Origin of the sequence: Blautia sp. NSJ-175, assembly GCF_022867815.1 — a bacterium.
In the GTDB taxonomy this organism is placed as follows: domain Bacteria; phylum Bacillota; class Clostridia; order Lachnospirales; family Lachnospiraceae; genus Blautia; species Blautia celeris.
In genome coordinates, this window is sequence record NZ_JALIFQ010000006.1 from 255,473 (window position 1) to 277,097 (window position 21,625).

Below are 21,625 nucleotides of genomic sequence, written 5' to 3' on the forward strand. Positions count from 1 at the left end.
AGGAAACAGTCAGCAAGCGAACTTGTTTCAGATAAGGAGACAAAATATGCAGAAGGTAAAGGACGAAAATGTGATGCGTCTGCTGAAAAAGCTGAATCTGACGATGGAGTCCATAGGTAATTCCATGATGGTCAGGCACGGGATGTCGGCGGCTCAGTGCAATGTGCTGTGCTACCTGACAGACCATGCGGACCAGGATATCTGCGCCAGGGATCTTCATATCTCCCTGGGGCTGTCAAAAGCCAGCGTGTCATCTCTCCTGAAAAAGCTGAAAAATGCCGGATACATAGGTTTTGTGCCGGACCCTGCGGATGAGAGACTGAAACATATCCGTCTTACAGAGAGGGCAGATGAACTGAAAGGAGAGATCGATCAGGGGTTTCGTGACCTGGAGGAATGTATGTACCGGGGTTTTACAGAGGGAGAAAAACAGCTTTTGACGGAACTGCTGGAACGAATGCTGAGTAATTTAAAGCAATAAGGAGGCTTACAACATGATCAAGACATTACTTGCGCAGGTGAAGCAGTATAAGAAGGCTTCCCTGCTGACACCGCTTTATGCCGCCCTGGAAGTGGTGATGGAGGTTCTGATACCATTTATCACAGCGGCAATCATTGATAAGGGGATTGAGGCCGGCAGCATTGCCAAGGTATATCAGTACGGTGCACTCATGCTGGTGTTTGCCATGCTCAGTCTGCTCTTCGGAGTTCTGGCAGGCCGCTATGCGGCAAGCGCTTCCTCAGGTCTGGCCTGTAATCTGAGAGAAGCCATGTATGACAATATACAGACCTTTTCTTTTTCCAATATTGACAAATACAGTACAGCAGGTCTGGTCACCCGTATGACAACAGACGTGACTAATGTGCAGAACGCGTACCAGATGATCCTGAGAATCGCGGTGCGCGCTCCCTTTACCCTGATCTGCAGTATGTTCATGTGTTTTTTCATTAATGTAAGGCTGAGCCTGATCTTTGTGGTGGCTATTGTGATTCTGGCTGCAGTCCTTATCTTTGTCATGAGCAGGACAACAAAGATATTTGATGTGGTATTTAAAAAATACGATGCATTAAATGCCAGTGTACAGGAAAATGTCTCTGCGATCCGTGTGGTGAAAGCCTATGTGCGGGAAGAATATGAGAATGAAAAATTTACAAAAGCTGCAGACAATCTGTACCGTCTCTTTGTAAAAGCTGAGAAATTCCTTTCTCTGAACGGTCCGGTGATGATGTTTGTCATCTATTTCTGTATCATTGCGCTTTCCTGGTTCGGAGCAAAATTCATTGTTGTGGGGGATCTGACAACAGGTGAGCTGACTTCCATGTTCAGTTATATTATGGGAATCCTCATGTCCCTTATGATGCTCTCCATGATATTCGTCATGGTGACTATGAGTGCGGCAAGCGGCAGACGTATCGCCGAAGTCCTGAATGATCAGGCGGATCTGGTCAATCCGGAGAATCCTGATCCTGTGATACCGGACGGCAGAATTGATTTTGACCATGTGAATTTTTCCTACAAACACGGCAGCGGCAAAGAGACACTGACAGACATTGACCTGCATATCAAAGCAGGGGAGACCGTGGGAATCATCGGCGGAACCGGATGCGGAAAATCAAGTCTTGTGAATCTCATAAGCCGTCTCTACGACGTGACGGGAGGGACTGTATCCGTAGGCGGCAAGGATGTGAGGAGCTATGACATGGAGGAGCTGAGAAATCAGGTGGCTGTGGTGCTTCAGAAGAATGTCCTCTTCTCAGGCACCATACTGGATAACCTGAGATGGGGAAATGAACAGGCCACTGAGGAGGAATGCGTGGAAGCATGCCGCCAGGCCTGTGCAGATGAATTTATTGAGCAGTTCCCTGACAAATACGAGACCTACATCGAACAAGGAGGGACCAACGTGTCCGGCGGCCAGAAACAGAGGCTCTGTATTGCCAGGGCGCTGCTGAAAAAACCAAAGGTACTGATCCTGGATGATTCCACCAGCGCCGTGGACACTGCCACAGACGCGAAGATCAGAGATGCTTTTGCCAAGGCAATTCCGGGAACCACCAAGCTGATCATTGCCCAGAGGATTTCCAGTGTGCAGGACGCGGACAGAATCCTGGTCCTGGATGACGGAAGGGTAAACGGATTCGATACACACGAGAATCTGCTGGCCAATAACAATATTTATAAGGAGATTTATGAGACACAGATCAAAGGCGGCGGAGACTTTGACCAGGCCGGAAAGAAGACAGGAGGTGCAGCATAATGGCAGAAAATGTAAAGGCAGTAAAAGGCCCGGGCATGAACGTCCGCGGTCCCAGACCCAAGGTGGACAATGCGGGAAAGATCCTGAAGCGGACGCTGGGATATATGATGAAAAATTATAAATGGCTTTTCGCTGTGGTAGTGGTCTGTATTGTAGCTACAGCGCTGGCTACCCTGAGCGGAACCCTGTTTATGCAGAAATTGATCGATGAATATATCATTCCCATGACCAAAGCATCGAATCCTGATTTCGGGCCGCTGAAAAAGGCGCTTCTTACGCTGATCGGGATCTACGCGGTGGGGGTGCTGTGTGCATTTGCCTACAACCGGATCATGGTATACATCAGCCAGGGAACTTTGAGACACCTGCGTGTGGATCTGTTTACACATATGGAGTCTCTGCCCATCAAGTTTTTTGATACCCATGCCCACGGGGATATTATGTCTGTCTATACCAATGACGTGGATACCCTCCGCCAGCTGATCAGCCAGAGTATTCCCCAGGTGGTCAACTCAGCGGTGACGATCGTGATCACATTTACCAGCATGATCGTGTTGGATATCCCCATGACCCTCTTGACACTGGTGATGGTCGGGATCATGATGGTCACCACGAAAAAGTTAAGCGGCAAATCCGGCAAATATTTCGGTGAGCAGCAGAGGAACCTGGGCCGGGTAAATGGTTATATTGAGGAAATGATGGAGGGCCAGAAGGTAGTAAAAGTGTTCTGCCATGAGGAGAAGAGTGTAAAGGACTTCAGAAAGCTGAACGAGGAGCTTCGTGACAGTGCAGATAAGGCCAACACATTTGCCAATATCATGATGCCGGTGAACAGCAACCTGGGCAACATCAGCTATGTGCTCTGTGCCGTACTGGGCGCGGTCCTGGCCCTGAAGGGATTTACCGGGCTGACGCTTGGAACCCTGGTATCCTTCCTGTCACTGAATAAGAACTTTACACAGCCTGTCACACAGATCAGCCAGCAGATGAACAGTATCGTTATGGCCATGGCAGGCGCGGACCGTGTCTTCAGGCTTTTAGACGCAGAGCCGGAGGTGGATAACGGTTATGTGGAGCTGGTCAACGCAGAAGAACAGCCGGACGGCAGCCTTACAGAGAGCGAAAAGCGGACCGGTATATGGGCATGGAGGCATCCGCACAAGGCGGAGGGGACCGTGACATATCAGAGGCTTGAGGGGGATGTCACCTTCAACGATGTGGATTTCGGATATAATGACGATAAGATTGTGCTGCACAATATCAAACTCTTTGCCACACCGGGACAGAAGATTGCATTTGTGGGAAGCACCGGTGCCGGTAAGACGACGATTACCAACCTGATCAACCGTTTCTATGATATACAGGATGGAAAGATAAGATATGACAATATCAATATCAATAAGATCAGAAAATCCGACCTGCGGCGTTCTCTCGGCATGGTGCTTCAGGATACCCACCTGTTCACAGGAACCGTGATGGAAAACATCCGCTATGGCCGCCTGAAGGCTTCGGATGAGGAGTGCAGGGCAGCGGCAAAACTGGCAAACGCAGATGGTTTCATCCGACGTCTGCCGGATGGATATGACACCATGCTCACCGGGGACGGCTCCAATTTAAGCCAGGGCCAGAGGCAGCTTCTGGCGATCGCGCGGGCCGCTGTGGCTGACCCGCCTGTGCTTATACTGGATGAGGCAACTTCCTCCATTGATACCAGGACGGAGACACTGGTGCAGCAGGGTATGGACCGGCTGATGAAAGGCAGAACTACCTTTGTCATCGCCCACAGGCTGTCAACGGTGCGGAATTCTGACTGTATTATGGTCCTGGAACAGGGAAGGATCATCGAGAGAGGAACCCATGACCAGCTCATGGAGGAGAAAGGGAAGTATTATCAGTTGTACACAGGGAATTTTGCGGAGGAGACGGCATAAAGAATAGATAGAAGGGGCAGCATTTGACGTATCTGTCTTTGCTAACAGACGGATAGGGGATGTGCGGTGCACATCCCCTTTTGTAAGAAAGTCAGATAAGATGACTGCGGACTTCATCGAGCATTGTTGTCATCCGGCGAATATCATCCTCCTGTAACTGCAGTTCCAGGGCTTTGGCATTATCAAGAATCTGTTCCGGTTTCCGGGCGCCGCACAGGATGTTCAGGTTATTTATAGCAGAAGCGGTATAACGAATGACCAGGTTTGCCGGGGAACAGCCGTATTTTTCCGTAAGGGGCGTCCATTTCTCCATCATATCAAGAATGAGCTTTCTGTTTTCAGGTTTCCAGAAACGGTTTTTATTTCTCACATCCGTGGAAGAGAGCACTGTATCCATAGTCACCTTACCGGTCAGCAGTCCCTGTTCCAGAGGAGAGTAGGCCTGGATGGACACCTGGTTTTCTTCACATACAGGGACCAGTTCCGAGGCAATGCGGGTATCCACAATGCTGTATTTTTCCTGAATCACATCAAGCTGCCCAAAACGGCAGTATTGGCGGACGATATCCGCGTTTACATTGGAAGCTCCGATGGCACGGATTTTCCCTTCTTTTTTCAAATCCATCAGTACGCCTACGGTCTCTTCCAGAGGATAGAGGGCGAAGTCCGGAGACTGCCAGTGGGTGTAGTAGATATCAATATAATCTGTCTGCAGGCGGCGCAGGCTGTCCTCCAGATTTTTGCGGATGCCTTTGGGGGACAGGTCCCGGTATACCTTACGGCCTTCCATGACTTTGTGGAAACAGGGTGTTTCATAATCCCATTCCAGTCCGCATTTGGTAGAGAGCAGAACTTTGTCACGTTTTCCCTTCAGGGCTTTTCCCACAACCTCCTCGCTGTGGCCGATGCCGTAGACCGGAGCTGTATCAAACCAGAGAATCCCATGCTCCATGGCCTCCGAAATGGTACGGATGGAGAGGGCATCATCGTTTTCACCCCACCAGGTACCGCCGCCGATGGCCCAGGTTCCCATGGCGATGTATGGAGAGCATATATCTGATTTTCCAATAGAGAGTGTCTTCATATTTTCCTTCTTTCCCGCTGTGTGAAGCAGCGTATTGTTATATCTGTGCATCGGGGAGCGTATTGCCGGGCACAGTGTAAACAGTAACGTTATTATAAAAATTTCCTGAAGTCCTGTCAATGGGTATGGCTTTTCCGGTGAAAGAAAAGTATAATGGAGATAGTCAGCTGCAGGGCTGTTTTACGGAAATCCTGTTTACAACTGATAAAAAGTTTCAGTGATGATTGGGAGGAAAAAACATGTATAAAGCATTTAAAATGAAACTATATCCCGGCTTTGAGGAGGAATATGAGAGACGCCATAATGAACTCTGGCCTGAAATGAGAGAGATGATCCACACCCATGGAGGTAAGAATTACTCTATTTTTCTGGACCGTGAGACCCTTACCTTATTTGGGTACATAGAAATTGATAATGAAGAACTATGGGCAAAAGGGGCAGACACTGTGATCAATCGGAAATGGTGGGATTTTATGGCGGATATTATGGAGACAAATCCTGACAACAGCCCGGTTTCCGTGGACTTAAAACCTCTGTTCCATCTGGACTGATACAGCCTGCCGAAAGCGATTTTTTAAACACGCTCCGGAAGAAGCAGAAAATCCTGAAATCAGGGAATCATAAATGCGGAGGACACGCCAATGAATAACGATAAAGTATATCAGATGAGTTTTTCAAAGATTTATTCGCTTCTGGTCAATAAAGCACTGAAAAAAGGACGGCAGAAAGAAGAAGTGGATGAAATCATCTGCTGGCTCACAGGATACAGTCATGACGAAATCGATGCGATGACTGAGAATCCCATAACTTATGCCGCCTTTTTTGAAAATGCGCCGAATATGAATCCGAACAGAAAATTGATCAAAGGAACCGTATGCGGTATCAGAGTGGAGGAGATTGAGGAACCCCTTATGCAGGAAATCAGATACCTTGATAAACTGATCGATGAACTTGCAAGAGGAAAGGCAATGGATAAAATATTAAGAACATGAGGGGTTCTGCTGATCCCAAATGCCATACGGGAACTTTTGAGGTACAATTAGATATAATTTAAGGAGTTCCAGTACCCGCACATCAAATTTAACAAAAGGAGAAAACAGATCATGGCTTTTATCCAAATGAATTTATTATCACAAAATTTAATGCGTACAGTTCCGGTGAATGTGATCCTGCCGGCAGACAAGCAGCAGATGCCGGGAATGCCGGCCAGAGAGGAGAAACCATACAAAACGCTTTACCTGCTCCACGGAATCTTCGGAAACTATATGGATTGGGTGACAGGGACTAAGATCATGCGGTATGCGGAAGAGCACGATCTGGCGGTGGTCATGCCTTCAGGAGATAATTCTTTTTATGTGGATCACCCGGAAGCCATGAACAATTACGGGAAGTTTGTGGGAAAAGAGTTAGTGGAGATGACCCGGAAAATGTTTCCTCTTTCACGAAAAAGGGAAGATACCTTTATCGGCGGGCTGTCAATGGGCGGAGCCGGAGCTTTGCTAAACGGGCTGAAGTATCATGAGACATTCGGATATATTGTGTCTCTTTCCGGAGCGTTCCTGATAGAGGAGCTGCCCCACAGGACAAACGATACCGTAAATGTGCTTGAAAGAAGGGATTACGCGGAGAGCATCTGGGGAAATCTTGATCAAGTGGCTGAAAGTGAGAATAACCCCAAATATCTTGTCAGGCGAATAAAAGAAGAGAATGCAGAGTTTCCTGAAGTGTACATAGCATGCGGAGAACAGGACGGCTTGAGAGACGTTAATCTGGATATGTATCATTTTCTGAAAGAAAACGGGGTGAATGCAGTATATGAAAGCGGTGCAGGAGCTCATGAATGGGATTTCTGGGATACTTATATCAAACGTGCCATGGAATGGCTTCCCACAGAGAATACAGGGTTGGGAAGAAACAGCGGGAATGTCGGTATATAGCTGGCAGGGATAAGAAGATTTTTCTATTAAGAAGAAGCATGCCGGGAAATACCTGATGATACAGGAATCCTGACATGCTTCTGTTTTCGTTTGCGGACAGCCGTTCCTACTTATCTGTGAAATCCACATGCGTGCTGTAAAGGGCATGTTCCTCTAAATATTCCGCAAAAGTTTTCGTTTTCCGTTTTGTTTCGTAGTCCTCAGCCCAATAATACTGCACCAGCCCTGACCAGAATTGTTCGTTTTCAAAGAGAAAGATTGAGACCGTATCCGTATTCCGCTCATAAGTCTGGTATGTATTTCTTGTATTTTCTCCCTGGAAATCCAGGAAATCGCCGTTGGCGTCACAGATGACAAGAGCATAGTCGTATGCTTTCGTACCTTCCGGATGAACGTAAGTGGCAGTTATCTCGAAGGGCGTTTTAACAACCTCCTTAATGCCGACTCCTTTGTCATTCACGTCATTTAAAGTGACTGTCTGTATCTGTGCCGGGTCGATTTTAAGATCAAATTTGAAGTTCCAGTTACCCTTGTAAACTTTGGATTCCTGTCCGTCTAAGTGTCTGCAGATCCCTTCCTCCCCTGTCACGGGATCGATGTAGGTATCCTCGACCCAGCCACTGTAAATATAGCCGGATAAACTGCTGATATTCAGTTCATACTGGAAGGTTTCAGGCACCTCAGTATCCTGTTCCAGGCGGAAATTGGCAGCTCCGGTCTCTGCACGTATGATTCCTATAAAGGTATGCGCATCCTTATAATTCCCCTGTATCTGAAACGGTTCATAAGAACTTTTGGGACTGTCGAAACTGAAGGTGTCAATGCTGTCCATACGAAGTACATCATATCCGTCAATATAGTTTTCATCATATTTTGTAGCCATAAAGTCATCGGGAAATGCTTCTTCATTATAAATCTCCACAGCCAGGTAGACGGCCAGATTATTGCAGTATGTCTCAGTGACGGAGATGGTGATTCCATTGGATTCCTGTATATAAGGGGAGTCTGTCCGGCTGCCTTTATCCTCCGGCAGCAGAATATTGGCCTTGGAGCTGAAATTTCCTTTGTAGCTGACGTCCTTCTCGATTTGGGAGAACAAATGTCCGATGGCAGGCAGCTTACTGGCCATTACAGGATTTTTGAACCCCCATACAAGCAGAAGCGTAATGGCAGCGGCACAGGCACCGGCGGTGAGACAGACTTTGCAGAATACCTTTCGCCTGTGAATTTTCTTGACTTTCCGGAGACTGTTTTCAACAACCTGCCCCAGTTCTTCCGGTATTTTTATTCTGTTATCTTCATACATACAGGTAGTCCTCCTTCAGATATTGTCTGAGCTTTTCCTTAGCCCTGTGGGAATAAGCTTTTACGGAGCCTTCCGGGATGTCCAGGGCAAAGGCAATCTCACTTATTTTCAGGTTCTCAAAATACTGCAGGATAATGATCGTTTTGTAACGCGGCGGAAGAGCGTCCACTGCCTGGTATAAATCTATTTTTTCCTCCGGTGATATGCCCATATTCGGGCTTTCTGTTATTGCCAGACAGGCGTCTTCATATACGGCGCATACTGGGTTTTTCCTGTAATAGTCGTTTATGGCATTTAACAGGATTCTTGTCATCCAGGTTCGGAAGTATTTCGGTTCCCGCAGACGGCCTATGTTTTCGTAGCCTTTTATGATACATTCGGAAACCATGTCCAGTGCAGTCTGTTCATTTTTTACATGCAGAAAGGCGACACTGTATAAATATTCCTGATATAGATGAATCAGCTCTCCATAGGCTTTTGTATCTCCGCGCATGGCTTTTTTCGCCATTTTTTCTTTGTCCACACATTTTCCTCCCACGTCAGTTTTCATTCATGCATGATGATTATACTGATTAGACTTTAATATAACATAAATGGTTACAACAAAATAAGAGTTAAATCTTGCAAATGCTTTTAGTTAGAGATATGTTTTATCTGCATTTCCGAAAATACATTATGGACATTAGACTTAATTGGAATATAGATATAAAATATAGGTGTCCTCTAAAGGGATGCCTATATTTTTTCCAAAACGAAAATTTAAGACAAGGGCATTAACCTCTAAATAGAAATAATATCGTATAACTGCGAAGGGAGAAAATGATGCAATACACCAAATTGGGAAATTCGGATTTGAATGTATCCCGTATCTGTATGGGTTGTATGGGATTTGGCGAAGCGGGAAACGGTCAGCATTCCTGGACGGTTGATGAAGCGTATTCCCGCCAAATCATTAAGCGGGGATTGGAATTGGGTGTTAATTTTTTTGATACAGCCATTGCCTATCAAAACGGCACCAGTGAACAGTATCTCGGACGTACGCTTCGGGACTGTGCCAGACGGGATGAGATTGTCGTTGCGACAAAATTTCTACCCCGTACACAGGAGGAAATCGCCGCGGGCGTCAGCGGCCAGCAGCATATTGAGAAAATGCTGGATGCAAGTTTGACAAATCTGGGCATGGAGTATGTAGATCTGTATATTTATCATATGTGGGATTATCAGACCCCTCTTTTTCAAATCATGGAGGGCCTGAACCGTGTAGTAAAGGCAGGGAAAGTCCGCTATATCGATATTTCCAACTGCTTTGCCTGGCAGCAGATTGTCAAAGCGTCCGGGAGAAACCTCCAGGCGTCTTGCCGAGGACCATTACGCCCATTTTAAGTATGACAGGACAGCGCAGCAGGATCAGAAGATCATAGACCGTGTTGCAGAGCTGGCAGAAAAGCGAAACGTTTCCATGACGGAGATTTCCCTGGCGTGGCTGCTGACAAAAGTGGCAGCTCCCGTAGTGGGCGCTACCAAACTCCACTATATAGAAGGGGCAGTCCGAGCAGCAGAACTTGTCTTGACGGAGGAAGAAACCGCTTATTTGGAAGAACCCTATGTGCCTCATGCGCTGGTCGGAGTCATGGCGCAGAACACATAAGCTTTTCAGGAACTTTTTTCAGGGTGCTCCGTGATATCCCGGACAAAATGGCATTTGGGGTAATTCGAGCACCCGTAAAAATGGCTGCCGGCCTTGGCTCCTCTCTTTGCTGCGCGCATTACAAGATTCCCGCCACAGCGTGGACAAATGAGAGGATTTAAAGAATTCTCCTGTGTTCCGGCAGATACATCTGTCTTTTTGTATTTTGTATTAATATTCTCTACGTGAGCTTCCTTTACAGCATTATCAACATGGGTTAGTGCTTCAAGCCTTATGTAAATTTCACCGACTTTTTCCTCATTGAGCTTATCTTCTGCATGGTCCCAGATATTACGAACAGTAGCGTAGATTCTGTCTCTTTTTATTACATGGATATCAGGACTGTCAACGGTTACTTTTTTTAATTCACATCGTTCTGAAAAAGCGACGATTGAAAATAATGGAATATCCTCATTAAGATATTGCCCAAGCCATTTTATGTGGGTCCTGTTTTGCTTGATCGGATTATAAAACTTGTTTTTCTCCCTGTTCGGCAGCATTGCTGTCCAGTATGAGGATTTTTCATCACCGAATATCCAGCCGGAATAGTTCTTACTCTCTATAACAAAAATGCCCTTCTGTGTGATAAATATTACATCAATCTCAGAGGTCTCATTGTTATCCTTTGGTACATAAATATTTCTTAGAACCTTACCGCGGCGGCCTAATAGTTTTACGAGATTAAGTTCTCTTTCCGTTAATTTTTCACCGCGGCGGCCAGTCCAGTTTGCATCAAATATGTTATCCAATACGAAATCTATAAGTCCCTTTGCCATTTTTTTACCTCATATTCAGAAAAAGTCTGTTGTTTCTACAAATCAGTATAGCAAAATAAGGCTGCCGTTTCAATGTGTTTCAGATTTCTGATCAGACGTATCTAAGATATAGTACGTCTGTATTTCTTAGCCGAAATATCGGCTTCTTTTTTAAACACCCTGCAAAAATAATTATAATCACAAAACCCCACTTCATCCGCAATAGCTGTCACCGGATTGATACAGCTTTGTTTTGCTGATTTCGAGGGCGGAGCAGATGGCATTTTTCAAAAGAACATAAAAGGTACAAGCTTCCATGATCTTGGCAGTAGCCTTTATCTGTGCATTTGATTTGAGCGGTATATCTGTAGCATATTCTGCTATTTCGTCCGGGGAGGACAAGGTGAGGTGTGCATTTTCTCTGAGGACATTTATCAGTCCGTCCATATCTTCCTGAGTGGTATAGGATAAGCTCGCTTTTCTGCTGGCATATCATGAAAGATGCACGGTCGCTTTCATCGCATAGTATCCGGGTATCCTTCTGTGATTTCATCTTACTGCAGAACTTACAGTGATGCTTTGGATATGAGTAGAGTTCATGGTAGTCGTGGTCAAAGGCGGGGCACATTCCCGTGAGTGGATGCAGATGAAAGCAGGTATTTTGATTTATATCAGTGGTTCAATAGATATTTTTATTTATACGATACTGCTTCCAAACATTTTCAAAAAATGCCTCTTCATCAGGCAGTGGGCGGGGATTTCGCCAGGTGATAGAGGTTTGATTGTTTTGACAGGTGATTTCCTGTATCTTTTTTTCCGCCTCTTTGTGTTCAAGAGTAAACATAAAGGAATCAGGCAGAGAATCATAAGGTTTGTGTCCCCGAAAATCCTGGTATAGGGCACTTCCGCGGCTGTGACCTCCATGTCGGATATAGTCTGTCATGGCATGGAGATAGGTTTGCTGGCATAGAAGAATATCTCTCAGAAGATAAAAATTTTGTATGTCTTTTCGGGTTTTGGCGCGGCAGAGACTGGGGAGCATATTTAAATTACTGGTGACAGTTTCCAGCAGGTTTTCCATGTCTTTGAGATTCCGAAATGCAGCTCCATAACGGCTCATTTGTTTTTGCGCGTCTTTTATAAGAAAACTGATATTCTCAGGTCCTTTTTGGAAAATATGTTCGATCATATCAATGATCCGGGTTATCTGCGGTTTCAGCGTTTTCAAAGAACAGTATGGGCTGGGAGCGTGTTCATCAGAAGTACGAGCAATATACTGAGCAGCCCGAAGCGCACCTACCTGGCCTGCATTCAAGGCTGTTCCTCCGGGGCGGTAGATGCCATGACTGGCACTTGCTTCACCGATGCAGAACAATCCGCTGATATTGGTCTGCCACCACATATCAACAGAAAGGCCGCCGTTATTGTGCTGTGCGCACAGTGCGATTTCCAGCGGTTCTTTGGACAGGTCAATACCTCTGTGGCGATAAAAATCTATGGCAGGCTCGTTCATCTGCAAAAGTCTTTCATAAGGCGTTCCGAAGCATGCGTGTCCCCGCTGCAGATAGAGTCTTGATTCATCCGGCAGGCTGTCAAAATCAATGCCGCCACAGGGATTCTGTGTGTAATCCAGATAAACCCTGCGTCCTTTTTGTGTCTCCAGATAAACCAGAATATCAATAATAGAAGAGCCGCCTTCTATTTTCCGGACATCAAAAGGCCACTGATATCCTTTCAGAAATACCTTATGCAACAGTTCATATCTGTCAGTGAAGAAATCTAAAAGAAATTCCCGTTCGTCTTCCCCATCCGGTGTTCTGGAGATAAAGCGTGGTAATGCCTGCATATACGTACCCGATACGTTCCAGCGGGGATGGACAGAGGCAAGACCATACTGCCACTCTGTCAGATTCTTACCGACTGCCCCCGCTTCAAAAGCCAGTCCGGTAGAACCGTGATGTCCGTGAGGATAAACACTGTCATAGTACATCCCGGCAGGGCCTCCGGTGGCGTAGATCAGATTTCTGCATTGAAAAATTGTAAACAGAGGCGATTCATTTTCCGAATCTGAAGCTGTATTCAGACACAGGATGCCCTGAACTTTCTTCTGTGAGGTTAATATACGGATGACCTGCATCCTGTTGAAGATGGGGATATTCTTCTGAAGAACACTCTCCTCAAGGGCTTCTGTCATCATTTTGGAAGTATAGGGACCTGCACTTGTTGCACGCTTTCGTGGGTCATGGTCTGTCTTATACCCGACATATTCGCCGTACCGGTTGCATGGAAACGGCACTCCCAGTTCTACAAGGTGATAGAAGCACTGTGTGGATAAAGCTGCTTCACAAAGTGCCAGGTCACCGTCAACGCACCCCACGGACATGAGGGTTTCAGCCATTTCTTTGATACTGTCTGCACAGTCTCCCGACAGGGTAAGCTTATAATAAGTCTGTTTATCTGAGCCTGTATTGCGTGATGTTCCTGACTTGATATGTTCTGTAACCAAAGCTATGTTTCTGTGATTCAAAAGAAAAAGGCGCTCTGCGGCTGAGAAGCCGGCAGCGCCGCTTCCTACAATGATAGTGTCAAAAACATAGACAGGAATCATCTGATTATTAACTTCAAATATGTAATCCATAAAATTTCCTCCTAAGACAACATGAATTTTCAGCGGCGCAATAAGCGGCCGGTATCATAAATCTGTTATAGCATAAAAGAAATAAAAAGTAAATCACCATATGAATTTTAAGCGAAAAACAATGAAATGCACAAAAAACACATAGAAATATTGTGAAAAAACATGGATTGACGAAAAAAACATGATATGATACGGTAAAAAACATATGATGAATTGTGAAGTAGGAGGATGAATATATGCCCAAAATAATCGGAGCAGATGAAGCGGTACGTTTAATCAAGGATAACCAGACAGTCGCGGTCATGGGGTCAGGAGGTGCACTGAATGAACCGACACTACTGCTTAAGGAAATAGGGAAACACTATGTAAAGGAAAAATCCCCCAAAAATCTGACGTTGTTTCATGCATGCGGTCTGGGAGATAAGGATTCCTGCGGGACAGACGCACTGGCTTATGAAGGACTGGTAAAAAGGGAAATTGCAGGGTACTGGGGAATGGCTCCTAAAATGGCCCGTCTGGCACTGGAGGAAAAGATAGAGGCCTATAATTTTCCTCAGGGCGTTGCCGCCCAGATGTACAGGGCAGTAGCTGCCAACCAGCCGGGGGTGATTACAAAAACCGGTCTGCATACTTTTATTGATCCGCGTATAGAAGGCGGGCGCATGAACAAAAGGACTACAGAAGACCTGATAAAAGTCATAGAGCTGAATGGGGAAGAATGGTTGTGGTATCCTGCAATAAAGTTTGAACTGGGACTTGTCCGCGGTACGACTGCAGACTGTAACGGCAATATAACATGCGGGGAAGAGGCGGCGCTGTTGGATGGATGTTCTTTGGCGCAGGCAGTGCACAATTGTGGCGGTACAGTGATTGCACAGGTTAAGTATCTGTCTGAACAGAAAGCCCATCCCAAGTCCGTAACGATTCCGGGAATCTATATAGACTATATTGTTGTGGATTCAGAGCAGAAGCAGACATGTGAAACAGATTACTCTCCTGTTCTGGCGGGAGACCTAAAAAGCCCATTAGACAGCGTGCCCAGAATGGATATGGGGCCCCGAAAAATTATAGCCCGCCGGGCGGCAAAGGAACTTCCCGAAGGTGAGTCAGTCATCAATCTGGGAGTAGGTATGCCTGATGGGATCGCATCAGTTGCTGCGGAGGATGGATATCTGGAGAGACTTCATCTGACAGTGGAATCCGGGCTGATCGGAGGAATGCCTATGCCGGGAATTATTTTCGGAACTTCCCGCAATCCGGATGCCATGATTGATATGGCTTCCCAGTTCGATTTTTATGATGGAGGCGGTTTGGACGTTTGCTTTCTGGGAATGGCACAGGCGGACAGAACCGGCAGCGTAAATTCTTCAAAAACCGGCAGAATGCTGACTGGCTGCGGTGGTGCAATTAATATCTCTCAGAATGCAAGAAAAGTGGTGTTTTGCGGGACTTTTACTGCAAAGGGTCTGGAAGCGGAGGTCATTGGGGGCAGACTGAAGATTGATCGGGAAGGGGAGATCAGGAAGTTTGTACCTTACGTGGACCAGATTACATTCAGTGGAAAATACGCGGATAGTGTGAAACAGCCGGTGATGTACATAACGGAGCGGGCAGTTTTTGAACTGCAAAATGGTGTTATGACGCTGACGGAGATAGCGCCGGGGATTGATCTGGAGCGGGATATTCTTCAACAAATGGATTTTGTTCCGCGGATTTCGGAAAACCTGTGTTTGATGGAGGAAGATTGTTTTATAAAATGATAAAAGGACATATGAATTTTTTTGATGCTCTTTTCAAGATGTAATACATATGGTGAATTTATGTAGAAATTTGTAAAAAATATACAAAAAACTAAGCGTATATTTGACTGTAAATGCGATTGACGTTAAAATATTAGATGTGATATCATTTAAACACCGGATGAATTTGGATAAAATCAAAGTAAATTTATCTGATGAAATTATCAGGAGATAGCACCGCGGGCTATCTGTAAATCGAAAAGAAAAGGAGAAATTGTAAATATGAAGGCAGGAAGGATTTTAGCAGCATTCGCATTATGTACAGCTGTGATAGCTTCCATGAGCGGATGCAGTATTGCGGGAAACGGGAAAAAAATCATTCATATCTCAAACGGACAGCCAATGTCGCATCCGGTTAATATTGGGCTGCAGGCATTTAAGGAACATGTGGAGGAGAAGCTGGGGGATAAGTATGAAGTCAAAATTTATCCAAATGAACTGTTAGGCTCAACATCGAAAGCAATCGAGCTGGTCCAGACAGGTGCGATTGAGTATGTGGTGGCTAATACAAGTAACCTGGAGACGTTTGACAATATATACCAGATATTCAGCCTTCCGTACCTGTTCCATGGACAAGAGGGGTTCAAGACAGTTGTGCAGGATGACGCGTTCATGAATGGCATATATGAATCAACAGACAGGGCAGGATTCCGGGCTGTGACATGGTACGATTTGGGAGTCAGAAATCTTTATACAAGAAAGCCGATCCATTCCCCCGAGGATTTAAAAGGAATGAAGATTCGCGTTCAGCCAAGTCCCACAAATGTCAGCATGATTGAGTTAATGGGAGCTGCGGCAGTGCCTATGAGTTACAGTGAGGTATATTCAGCGCTGCAGCAGGGCGTCATTGACGGCGCTGAAAACAGTGAAATGGCATTGACCACCATGAAACATGGGGAAGTCGCGCAGTATTATACATATAACCAGCATCAGATTATGCCCGATCTATTGGTATGTAATTTGAAGTTTTTAAATGGCCTTTCACCGGAAGAGCGGAAAGTTTTTGATGAGGCCGCAAAAATCAGTACAGAGGTAGAGGTGCAGGCATGGGCTGAACAGATTGAGGTTGCGAAGCAGCAGTCAGAAGAGATGGGAGTGGAGTTCATCGATGTAGATGTTGAGGCGTTCCGTCAGGCTGTGCTGCCGCTTCACGAACAAATCCTGGAATCCAATCAAAAACTGCAGCCGATTTACGAGGAAATCCAGACAATCCAGGAAGGAGTGGCTGATAATGGGGAAGGAGAGACGCAGCATGAATAAAATCCGTAATATCATGGATAAAATTTTGAGCACTATGTGTTCAGTTATGTTCAGTTTTATGACAATCCTGGCTGTATATCAGGTGGTGACCCGATATGTATTTAATAATCCCAGTTCCTTTTCAGAGGAACTTCTGACCTATAGTTTTGCGTGGATGGCTATGTTCGCAGCAACGCTGGCGTTCGGAGAGAGGGACCATTTAAAACTTGATTTTTTCGCAAATAAAATAAAAGGGAAGAAAGCGGTGGTTCTGGCCATAGCAACGGAATGCATCATTTTTGTGTTTACGATATTGGTGTTGATTTATGGTGGTATTGCACTTACAAAGCTTACCATGACACAGCTGACAGCATCCCTGGCGATTCCTATGGGATATGTATACTGCATTATGCCTGTCAGCGGTGTACTCACAAGTATTTATTGTATTCTAAATATTTCAGATTTGTACAGCAAACTGAAGGGACAGGAAAATCTCAGTAATAACACAGAGGAAAGGAAATAGCTGATATGAGTACAATCTTATTAACAGGACTGATTATAGCAGTGGTATTGGTTGGAATGCTTTTGGCAGGTATTCCGATTGCCATTTCGTTGGGAGTGTCATCCATACTGGCAATTCTGCCAACACTTGATTTTGAAGCAGCTGTGCTGACAGCAACACAGCGTATTTTTTCAGGAATCTCCATCTTCACACTTTTGGCCATACCGTTTTTTATCCTTGCAGGAAATATTATGAATAAAGGCGGCATTGCCATTCGTCTGATCAATTTTGCAAAGGTTCTCACCGGGCGCGTGCCGGGTTCTCTTGCCCATACAAACGCAGTCGCCAATATGCTCTTTGGGGCAATATCAGGTTCGGGAGTTGCGTCAGCTTCCGCAATGGGAACGATCATAGGCCCCATTGAAAAGGAAGAAGGCTATGATGAAAATTTTTCGGCAGCAGTAAACATTGCAACAGCGCCTACCGGCCTTCTGATTCCGCCGAGTAATGTCTTGATCACATATTCACTGGTAAGCGGGGGTACTTCTGTGGCAGCTCTTTTTATGGGAGGCTATATTCCGGGGATTTTATGGGGGCTTTCCTGTATGGTTGTGGCCTATTTCTATGCAAAAAAACGCAGATACAGAACCTCAGAGAGAGTAAGTCTGAAAGAGGCCCTGAAAGTTGCTCTTCAGGCCCTGCCAAGCCTGATGTTGATTATTATCGTCATCGGCGGAATTATCACAGGTATTTTTACTGCAACGGAAGGTTCAGCGATTGCGGTGGCATACAGCCTGATTCTTTCCCTGTTTATATATAAAACCATTACTTTAAAGGAACTTTGGAAGATACTGGCTGAGAGTGCTAAGATGACAGGAACAATAATTTTCCTGTGCGGTACCTCCAATATTATGGGATGGGTGCTGTCATTTACCGGGATTCCGGAAGCCATATCATCAGCACTCCTCGGAATCAGCAGTAACCCGGTTATTATCCTTTTGATCATCAATGTTTTTCTGTTATTCGTTGGTACATTTATGGATATTATCCCTGCAATCATGATTTTTACACCGATTTTCCTTCCGATTTGTCAGTCTTTCGGAATGACTTCCCTGCATTTTGGAATTATGATGACTTATAACTTATGCATCGGATGTATTACACCACCGGTAGGAAATATTTTGTTTGTTGGTGTCAAGGTGGCAAAATTGAAATTGGAAACAGTCATTAAACCATTGCTGACATATTATGTGGCGATTTTTGCAGTATTGATGCTTGTTACTTTTGTTCCGGCTATGTCTACCTGGCTGCCGGGATTATTGGGATATTAAGGAAAGGAAGATAAAAATGGCTAAGATTATCAGTGCAGAAGAAGCTGTAAATTTAATTCAAAGTAATCAGACAGTGGCGATTCTCGGTTCAGGAGGATGTGTATGTGAGCCTTCACTGGTCCTTACAAAACTGGGAGAACGTTACCAGGCAGAAGGACAGCCCCAAAACCTGACGCTCTACCATGCGAACGGAATTGGAGACAAGGATTCTCTGGGAACAGACGCTCTGGCTTACGAAGGCCTGGTGAAACGTGATATCGCCGGACATTGGGGGATGGCTCCGAAAATGGCCCAGCTTGCTCAGGAGGAAAAGATAGAAGCTTATAATTTTCCTCAGGGAGTGCTTTCCCAGATGTATCAGGCAGTTGCGGGAAACAAACCGGGAGTGATCACCAAGATTGGTCTGCATACCTTTATTGATCCTCGTGTGGAAGGCGGCAGGATGAACCGGAGCGCAAAAGAAGATTTGGTTCAGGTAATAGAACTGAATGGGGAAGAATGGCTGTTCTATCCTTCTATGAAATTTGATGTGGGATTGGTACGGGGTACTGCTGCTGACTGTAACGGTAATATTACCTATGAGGAGGAAGCGGCTATTCTGGATGGAATGGCACTGGCTCAGGCAGCCCACAACAGCGGAGGTATTGTCATTGCACAGGTAAAATATCTCTCCGAACAGAAAGCACATCCGAAAGATGTGGTGATTCCGGGCATCTATGTGGACTATATTGTAGTGGATTCGGAACAGAAGCAGACTTGTGAACGTGTCTATGATCCTGCATTGGCAGGCAATATAAGAATTCCATTTGACCATGTCCCGGATATGGAAATGGGACCACGGAAAATTGTAGCCAGACGTGCCGCAAAAGAACTGCCGAAAGGAGAGGCGGTAGTTAATCTGGGAGTCGGTATGCCGGATGGTGTGGCAGCCGTGGCAAGGGAAGAGGGATATCTGGATTCCCTGCACTTTACAGTGGAACAGGGGATCATAGGAGGTATGCCTATGCCGGGTATTATCTTTGGCGTATCACACAATGCAGACGCAATGGTGGACCAGACTGCCCAGTTTAATTTCTATGATGGGGGTGGGCTGGACGTATGTTTCCTCGGCATGGCCCAGACAGATAAAAAAGGCAATGTGAATTCTTCAAAAACAGGCAGACTGCTGGCAGGCTGCGGTGGAGCTATCAATATTTCCCAGGGGGCAAAGAAGGTGGTATTCTGCGGAACATTTACAGCAAAAGGGCTGAAGGAATCTGTAAAAGACGGGAAACTGGTAATTGAGCAGGAAGGGCAGATCTGTAAGTTTGTAGAAGAAGTAGACCAGATTACGTTCAGCGGAGAGTATGCCAAAAGTATAGATCAGCCGGTACTGTATGTTACAGAAAGAGCTGTATTTGAACTCAGAGATGGGAAGGTTGTTTTGACAGAAATCGCCCCTGGTATTGATTTGGATAAGGATATACTGGCACATATGGATTTCGAACCGGAGATTTCTGAGAATCTGTCTGTAATGGATGAGAATATTTTTAATGCATAGAATGCGGAAAGGAAAAAAGATATGGCAACATTAATTCAGTATGAAAAAAAAGGATTGATTGGTTATATTACAATTATGGAGGAGATAGAAAGGCATCCTTGCACTCTGGACTGGGATTCCCTTAAAATGTTGGAGAATACTGTCAAAGAGATAGAAAAAGACCAGGAGCTGCGTGCAGTTGTGCTGCAGAGTGCATCTCCGAAATCTTTTGTTGTAGGTGCAAACATAAATGTGCTGAAAACAATGAATGAGGAAAACATTCAGGACTGGGTAAAGAACGGACATCGGATTTTTAACCGCCTGCAGTCCCTTCCGGTCCCGGTCATCGCCAAGGTAGAGAGATACGCTCTGGGCGGAGGTCTGGAACTGGCAATGTCCTGTGACATGATCATCGCATCAGAAGAAGCCAGATTCGCACAGCCGGAGGCAAGTCTCGGTGTGATGCCGGGATGGGGAGGCAGCTACCGGCTTCCAAAATTGATTGGGCCGAACCGGGCGAAAGAGATGTTTTTCACAGGTGAACAGATTAGTGCAAAACAGGCATATGAGTGGGGGCTGGTCAATCATGTATATCCGGCAGACGAGCTGGAAGAAGGGCTGAATTCTATTCTTGAAGGTATTTTGAAAAATGACAGGAAAGTTTTACAGCTGACGAAAGAGATAGTCAATTCTCATAATCTGCGTGAAGTAAACCAGAGTGCTTATGAGGAAGCCGCCACATCAGCAGTAGTCATGTCCTCGCCTTCAACACTTGGAAGACTCAAAGCTTTTTTCGACTCACGGAAGAAAAAATAGATGATTGACGATTAAGAGTGCGCAAGGTTATAATTAAAACCAGATAAAAAACAGGAGTGTGACCTTATGAAGAAAAGTGCCAGCGACCAGGTAGTAGAATATATTCAAAGCAGGATTCAGGCTGGAATCTGGACTCAGGGAATGAAGATTTCCACAGAGACACAGCTTCAGCAGGAGACGGGTTTTGGGAAAGCCACTGTTCGGGAAGCGGTTGAAAAGCTGGTTGCCATGGGAATCCTGAAAAAACGTCAGGGTGACGGAACCTATGTGGAAGAATACGATGCAGGTTCTTTGCTCAATCAGTTAAAACCAGAGATGATGCTGAATCAGCATGATATTATTACTATCCTGGAATTCCGGGAGATTGTGGAACCTGCCTGTGTGAGCATGTTTATAGAGCATTGCGATGAGAAGCAGCTGGAGAAACTGACGGAATTGCTGGAAACTATGCGGGAGCATCAGTTAGATCAGAATAATGCAGTGTTTTATGAAGCAGACCGGGATTTTCATATGGAGATTGCCAAAGGAACGGGGAATTCGATTCTGATTCGTGTGATGGAGATTCTAAATGAAGAAAATACGAAGTATCACTATACGGCAAACAAGACAATCGGAGCCAAGAGCGGTGTAGAAGAACATGAATGGGTATTGAATGCAATACGGAAAAAGGATGCTGAGCTGGCTGGCCTGCTTATGAAACGGCATATCCAAAGGTCAAAACGGGATATGCAGAAATACTTGGAAAAATGATGAGGTAACGGTTCAAAAGTGACTCCTTTTTGGTAAGGATTAAGATATTATAATTCTTATCAAAAAGGAGTAT

At 45.4% G+C, this 21,625-nt stretch carries 20 protein-coding genes and 1 pseudogene; 14 read left to right on the forward strand and 7 right to left on the reverse strand.

The genetic code is table 11. The features are described from left to right. The first annotated feature begins 46 nt into the window (after nucleotides 1–46). The 3 genes from MUB35_RS12020 to MUB35_RS12030 are packed head-to-tail and all read left to right on the forward strand — an operon-like array spanning nucleotide 47 to nucleotide 4,189. The gene (locus MUB35_RS12020; protein WP_103731687.1) at nucleotides 47–481 is read left to right on the forward strand and encodes a MarR family winged helix-turn-helix transcriptional regulator; all 435 of its coding nucleotides are present in this window, start codon (nucleotides 47–49) and stop codon (nucleotides 479–481) included. Between the two features lie 13 nt (nucleotides 482–494). Then, nucleotides 495–2,258, forward strand: a complete 1,764-nt coding sequence (locus MUB35_RS12025) for an ABC transporter ATP-binding protein (RefSeq protein ID WP_033140505.1) — start codon at nucleotides 495–497, stop codon at nucleotides 2,256–2,258. Then, a complete protein-coding gene (locus MUB35_RS12030; RefSeq protein ID WP_081960236.1) occupies nucleotides 2,258–4,189 on the forward strand; it encodes an ABC transporter ATP-binding protein in 1,932 nt (643 codons plus the stop codon). Before MUB35_RS12025 ends, MUB35_RS12030 begins: the two co-directional genes overlap by 1 nt. A gap of 91 nt (nucleotides 4,190–4,280) precedes the next feature. On the opposite strand, the gene MUB35_RS12035 is transcribed toward MUB35_RS12030, so the two are convergent. Continuing rightward, the gene (locus MUB35_RS12035) at nucleotides 4,281–5,273 is read right to left on the reverse strand and encodes an aldo/keto reductase (RefSeq protein WP_033140617.1); all 993 of its coding nucleotides are present in this window, start codon (nucleotides 5,271–5,273) and stop codon (nucleotides 4,281–4,283) included. 239 nt (nucleotides 5,274–5,512) lie between these two features. On the opposite strand from MUB35_RS12035, the gene rhaM reads away from it, so the two are divergent. The 3 genes from rhaM (at nucleotide 5,513) to MUB35_RS12050 (ending at nucleotide 7,210) form a co-directional block, all read left to right on the forward strand. Beyond that, nucleotides 5,513–5,824, forward strand: coding sequence for an L-rhamnose mutarotase (gene rhaM, locus MUB35_RS12040; protein WP_033140504.1), 312 nt, complete (start codon nucleotides 5,513–5,515; stop codon nucleotides 5,822–5,824). Between the two features lie 90 nt (nucleotides 5,825–5,914). Beyond that, a complete protein-coding gene (locus MUB35_RS12045; RefSeq protein WP_103731688.1) occupies nucleotides 5,915–6,265 on the forward strand; it encodes a DUF2200 domain-containing protein in 351 nt (116 codons plus the stop codon). Nucleotides 6,266–6,376: 111 nt separating this feature from the next. Next, nucleotides 6,377–7,210: an alpha/beta hydrolase gene (locus MUB35_RS12050; protein WP_244806266.1), complete on the forward strand. Its 834-nt coding sequence runs from the start codon at nucleotides 6,377–6,379 to the stop codon at nucleotides 7,208–7,210. A gap of 106 nt (nucleotides 7,211–7,316) precedes the next feature. Here MUB35_RS12050 and MUB35_RS12055 read toward each other — a convergent pair whose 3' ends face one another. Further along, nucleotides 7,317–8,516 (reverse strand): DUF4179 domain-containing protein, encoded by a 1,200-nt coding sequence (locus tag MUB35_RS12055; protein WP_103731690.1) that lies wholly within the window; start codon nucleotides 8,514–8,516, stop codon nucleotides 7,317–7,319. Then, nucleotides 8,509–9,039, reverse strand: coding sequence for a sigma-70 family RNA polymerase sigma factor (locus MUB35_RS12060; RefSeq protein ID WP_244806267.1), 531 nt, complete (start codon nucleotides 9,037–9,039; stop codon nucleotides 8,509–8,511). Before MUB35_RS12060 ends, MUB35_RS12055 begins: the two co-directional genes overlap by 8 nt. A 299-nt stretch (nucleotides 9,040–9,338) precedes the next feature. Between MUB35_RS12060 and MUB35_RS12065 the strand changes: the two are divergent. Further along, nucleotides 9,339–10,164, forward strand: a pseudogene (locus tag MUB35_RS12065) (aldo/keto reductase). 5 nt (nucleotides 10,165–10,169) lie between these two features. Here MUB35_RS12065 and MUB35_RS12070 read toward each other — a convergent pair. From MUB35_RS12070 to MUB35_RS12085, 4 genes are all read right to left on the reverse strand, one after another. After that, nucleotides 10,170–10,979: an NERD domain-containing protein gene (locus MUB35_RS12070; protein ID WP_244806268.1), complete on the reverse strand. Its 810-nt coding sequence runs from the start codon at nucleotides 10,977–10,979 to the stop codon at nucleotides 10,170–10,172. Between the two features lie 101 nt (nucleotides 10,980–11,080). After that, nucleotides 11,081–11,242 (reverse strand): helix-turn-helix domain-containing protein, encoded by a 162-nt coding sequence (locus tag MUB35_RS12075; protein ID WP_244806269.1) that lies wholly within the window; start codon nucleotides 11,240–11,242, stop codon nucleotides 11,081–11,083. Then, entirely contained in the window at nucleotides 11,172–11,405 is a 234-nt protein-coding gene (locus MUB35_RS12080) for a hypothetical protein (protein ID WP_244806310.1), read from the reverse strand. Before MUB35_RS12080 ends, MUB35_RS12075 begins: the two co-directional genes overlap by 71 nt. A gap of 232 nt (nucleotides 11,406–11,637) precedes the next feature. Continuing rightward, nucleotides 11,638–13,596, reverse strand: a complete 1,959-nt coding sequence (locus MUB35_RS12085; RefSeq protein ID WP_244806270.1) for an FAD-binding protein — start codon at nucleotides 13,594–13,596, stop codon at nucleotides 11,638–11,640. A 236-nt stretch (nucleotides 13,597–13,832) separates the two neighbouring features. On the opposite strand from MUB35_RS12085, the gene MUB35_RS12090 reads away from it, so the two are divergent. From MUB35_RS12090 to MUB35_RS12120, 7 genes are all read left to right on the forward strand, one after another. After that, nucleotides 13,833–15,356, forward strand: a complete 1,524-nt coding sequence (locus MUB35_RS12090) for an acyl CoA:acetate/3-ketoacid CoA transferase (RefSeq protein WP_244806271.1) — start codon at nucleotides 13,833–13,835, stop codon at nucleotides 15,354–15,356. A 261-nt stretch (nucleotides 15,357–15,617) separates the two neighbouring features. After that, nucleotides 15,618–16,655, forward strand: coding sequence for a TRAP transporter substrate-binding protein (locus MUB35_RS12095; protein WP_227243417.1), 1,038 nt, complete (start codon nucleotides 15,618–15,620; stop codon nucleotides 16,653–16,655). Further along, on the forward strand, nucleotides 16,648–17,157 hold the full coding sequence (locus tag MUB35_RS12100; protein ID WP_227243414.1) for a TRAP transporter small permease: 510 nt from the start codon (nucleotides 16,648–16,650) through the stop codon (nucleotides 17,155–17,157). Before MUB35_RS12095 ends, MUB35_RS12100 begins: the two co-directional genes overlap by 8 nt. A gap of 5 nt (nucleotides 17,158–17,162) precedes the next feature. Beyond that, nucleotides 17,163–18,467, forward strand: coding sequence for a TRAP transporter large permease (locus MUB35_RS12105; protein WP_227243412.1), 1,305 nt, complete (start codon nucleotides 17,163–17,165; stop codon nucleotides 18,465–18,467). A gap of 16 nt (nucleotides 18,468–18,483) precedes the next feature. Then, on the forward strand, nucleotides 18,484–20,007 hold the full coding sequence (locus tag MUB35_RS12110; RefSeq protein WP_255785692.1) for an acyl CoA:acetate/3-ketoacid CoA transferase: 1,524 nt from the start codon (nucleotides 18,484–18,486) through the stop codon (nucleotides 20,005–20,007). A gap of 21 nt (nucleotides 20,008–20,028) precedes the next feature. Continuing rightward, complete coding sequence (locus tag MUB35_RS12115; protein ID WP_244806272.1) at nucleotides 20,029–20,802, forward strand: enoyl-CoA hydratase/isomerase family protein; 774 nt, start codon at nucleotides 20,029–20,031, stop codon at nucleotides 20,800–20,802. A gap of 66 nt (nucleotides 20,803–20,868) precedes the next feature. Beyond that, nucleotides 20,869–21,552, forward strand: a complete 684-nt coding sequence (locus MUB35_RS12120; protein ID WP_244806273.1) for a FadR/GntR family transcriptional regulator — start codon at nucleotides 20,869–20,871, stop codon at nucleotides 21,550–21,552. Nucleotides 21,553–21,625 lie beyond the last annotated feature (73 nt).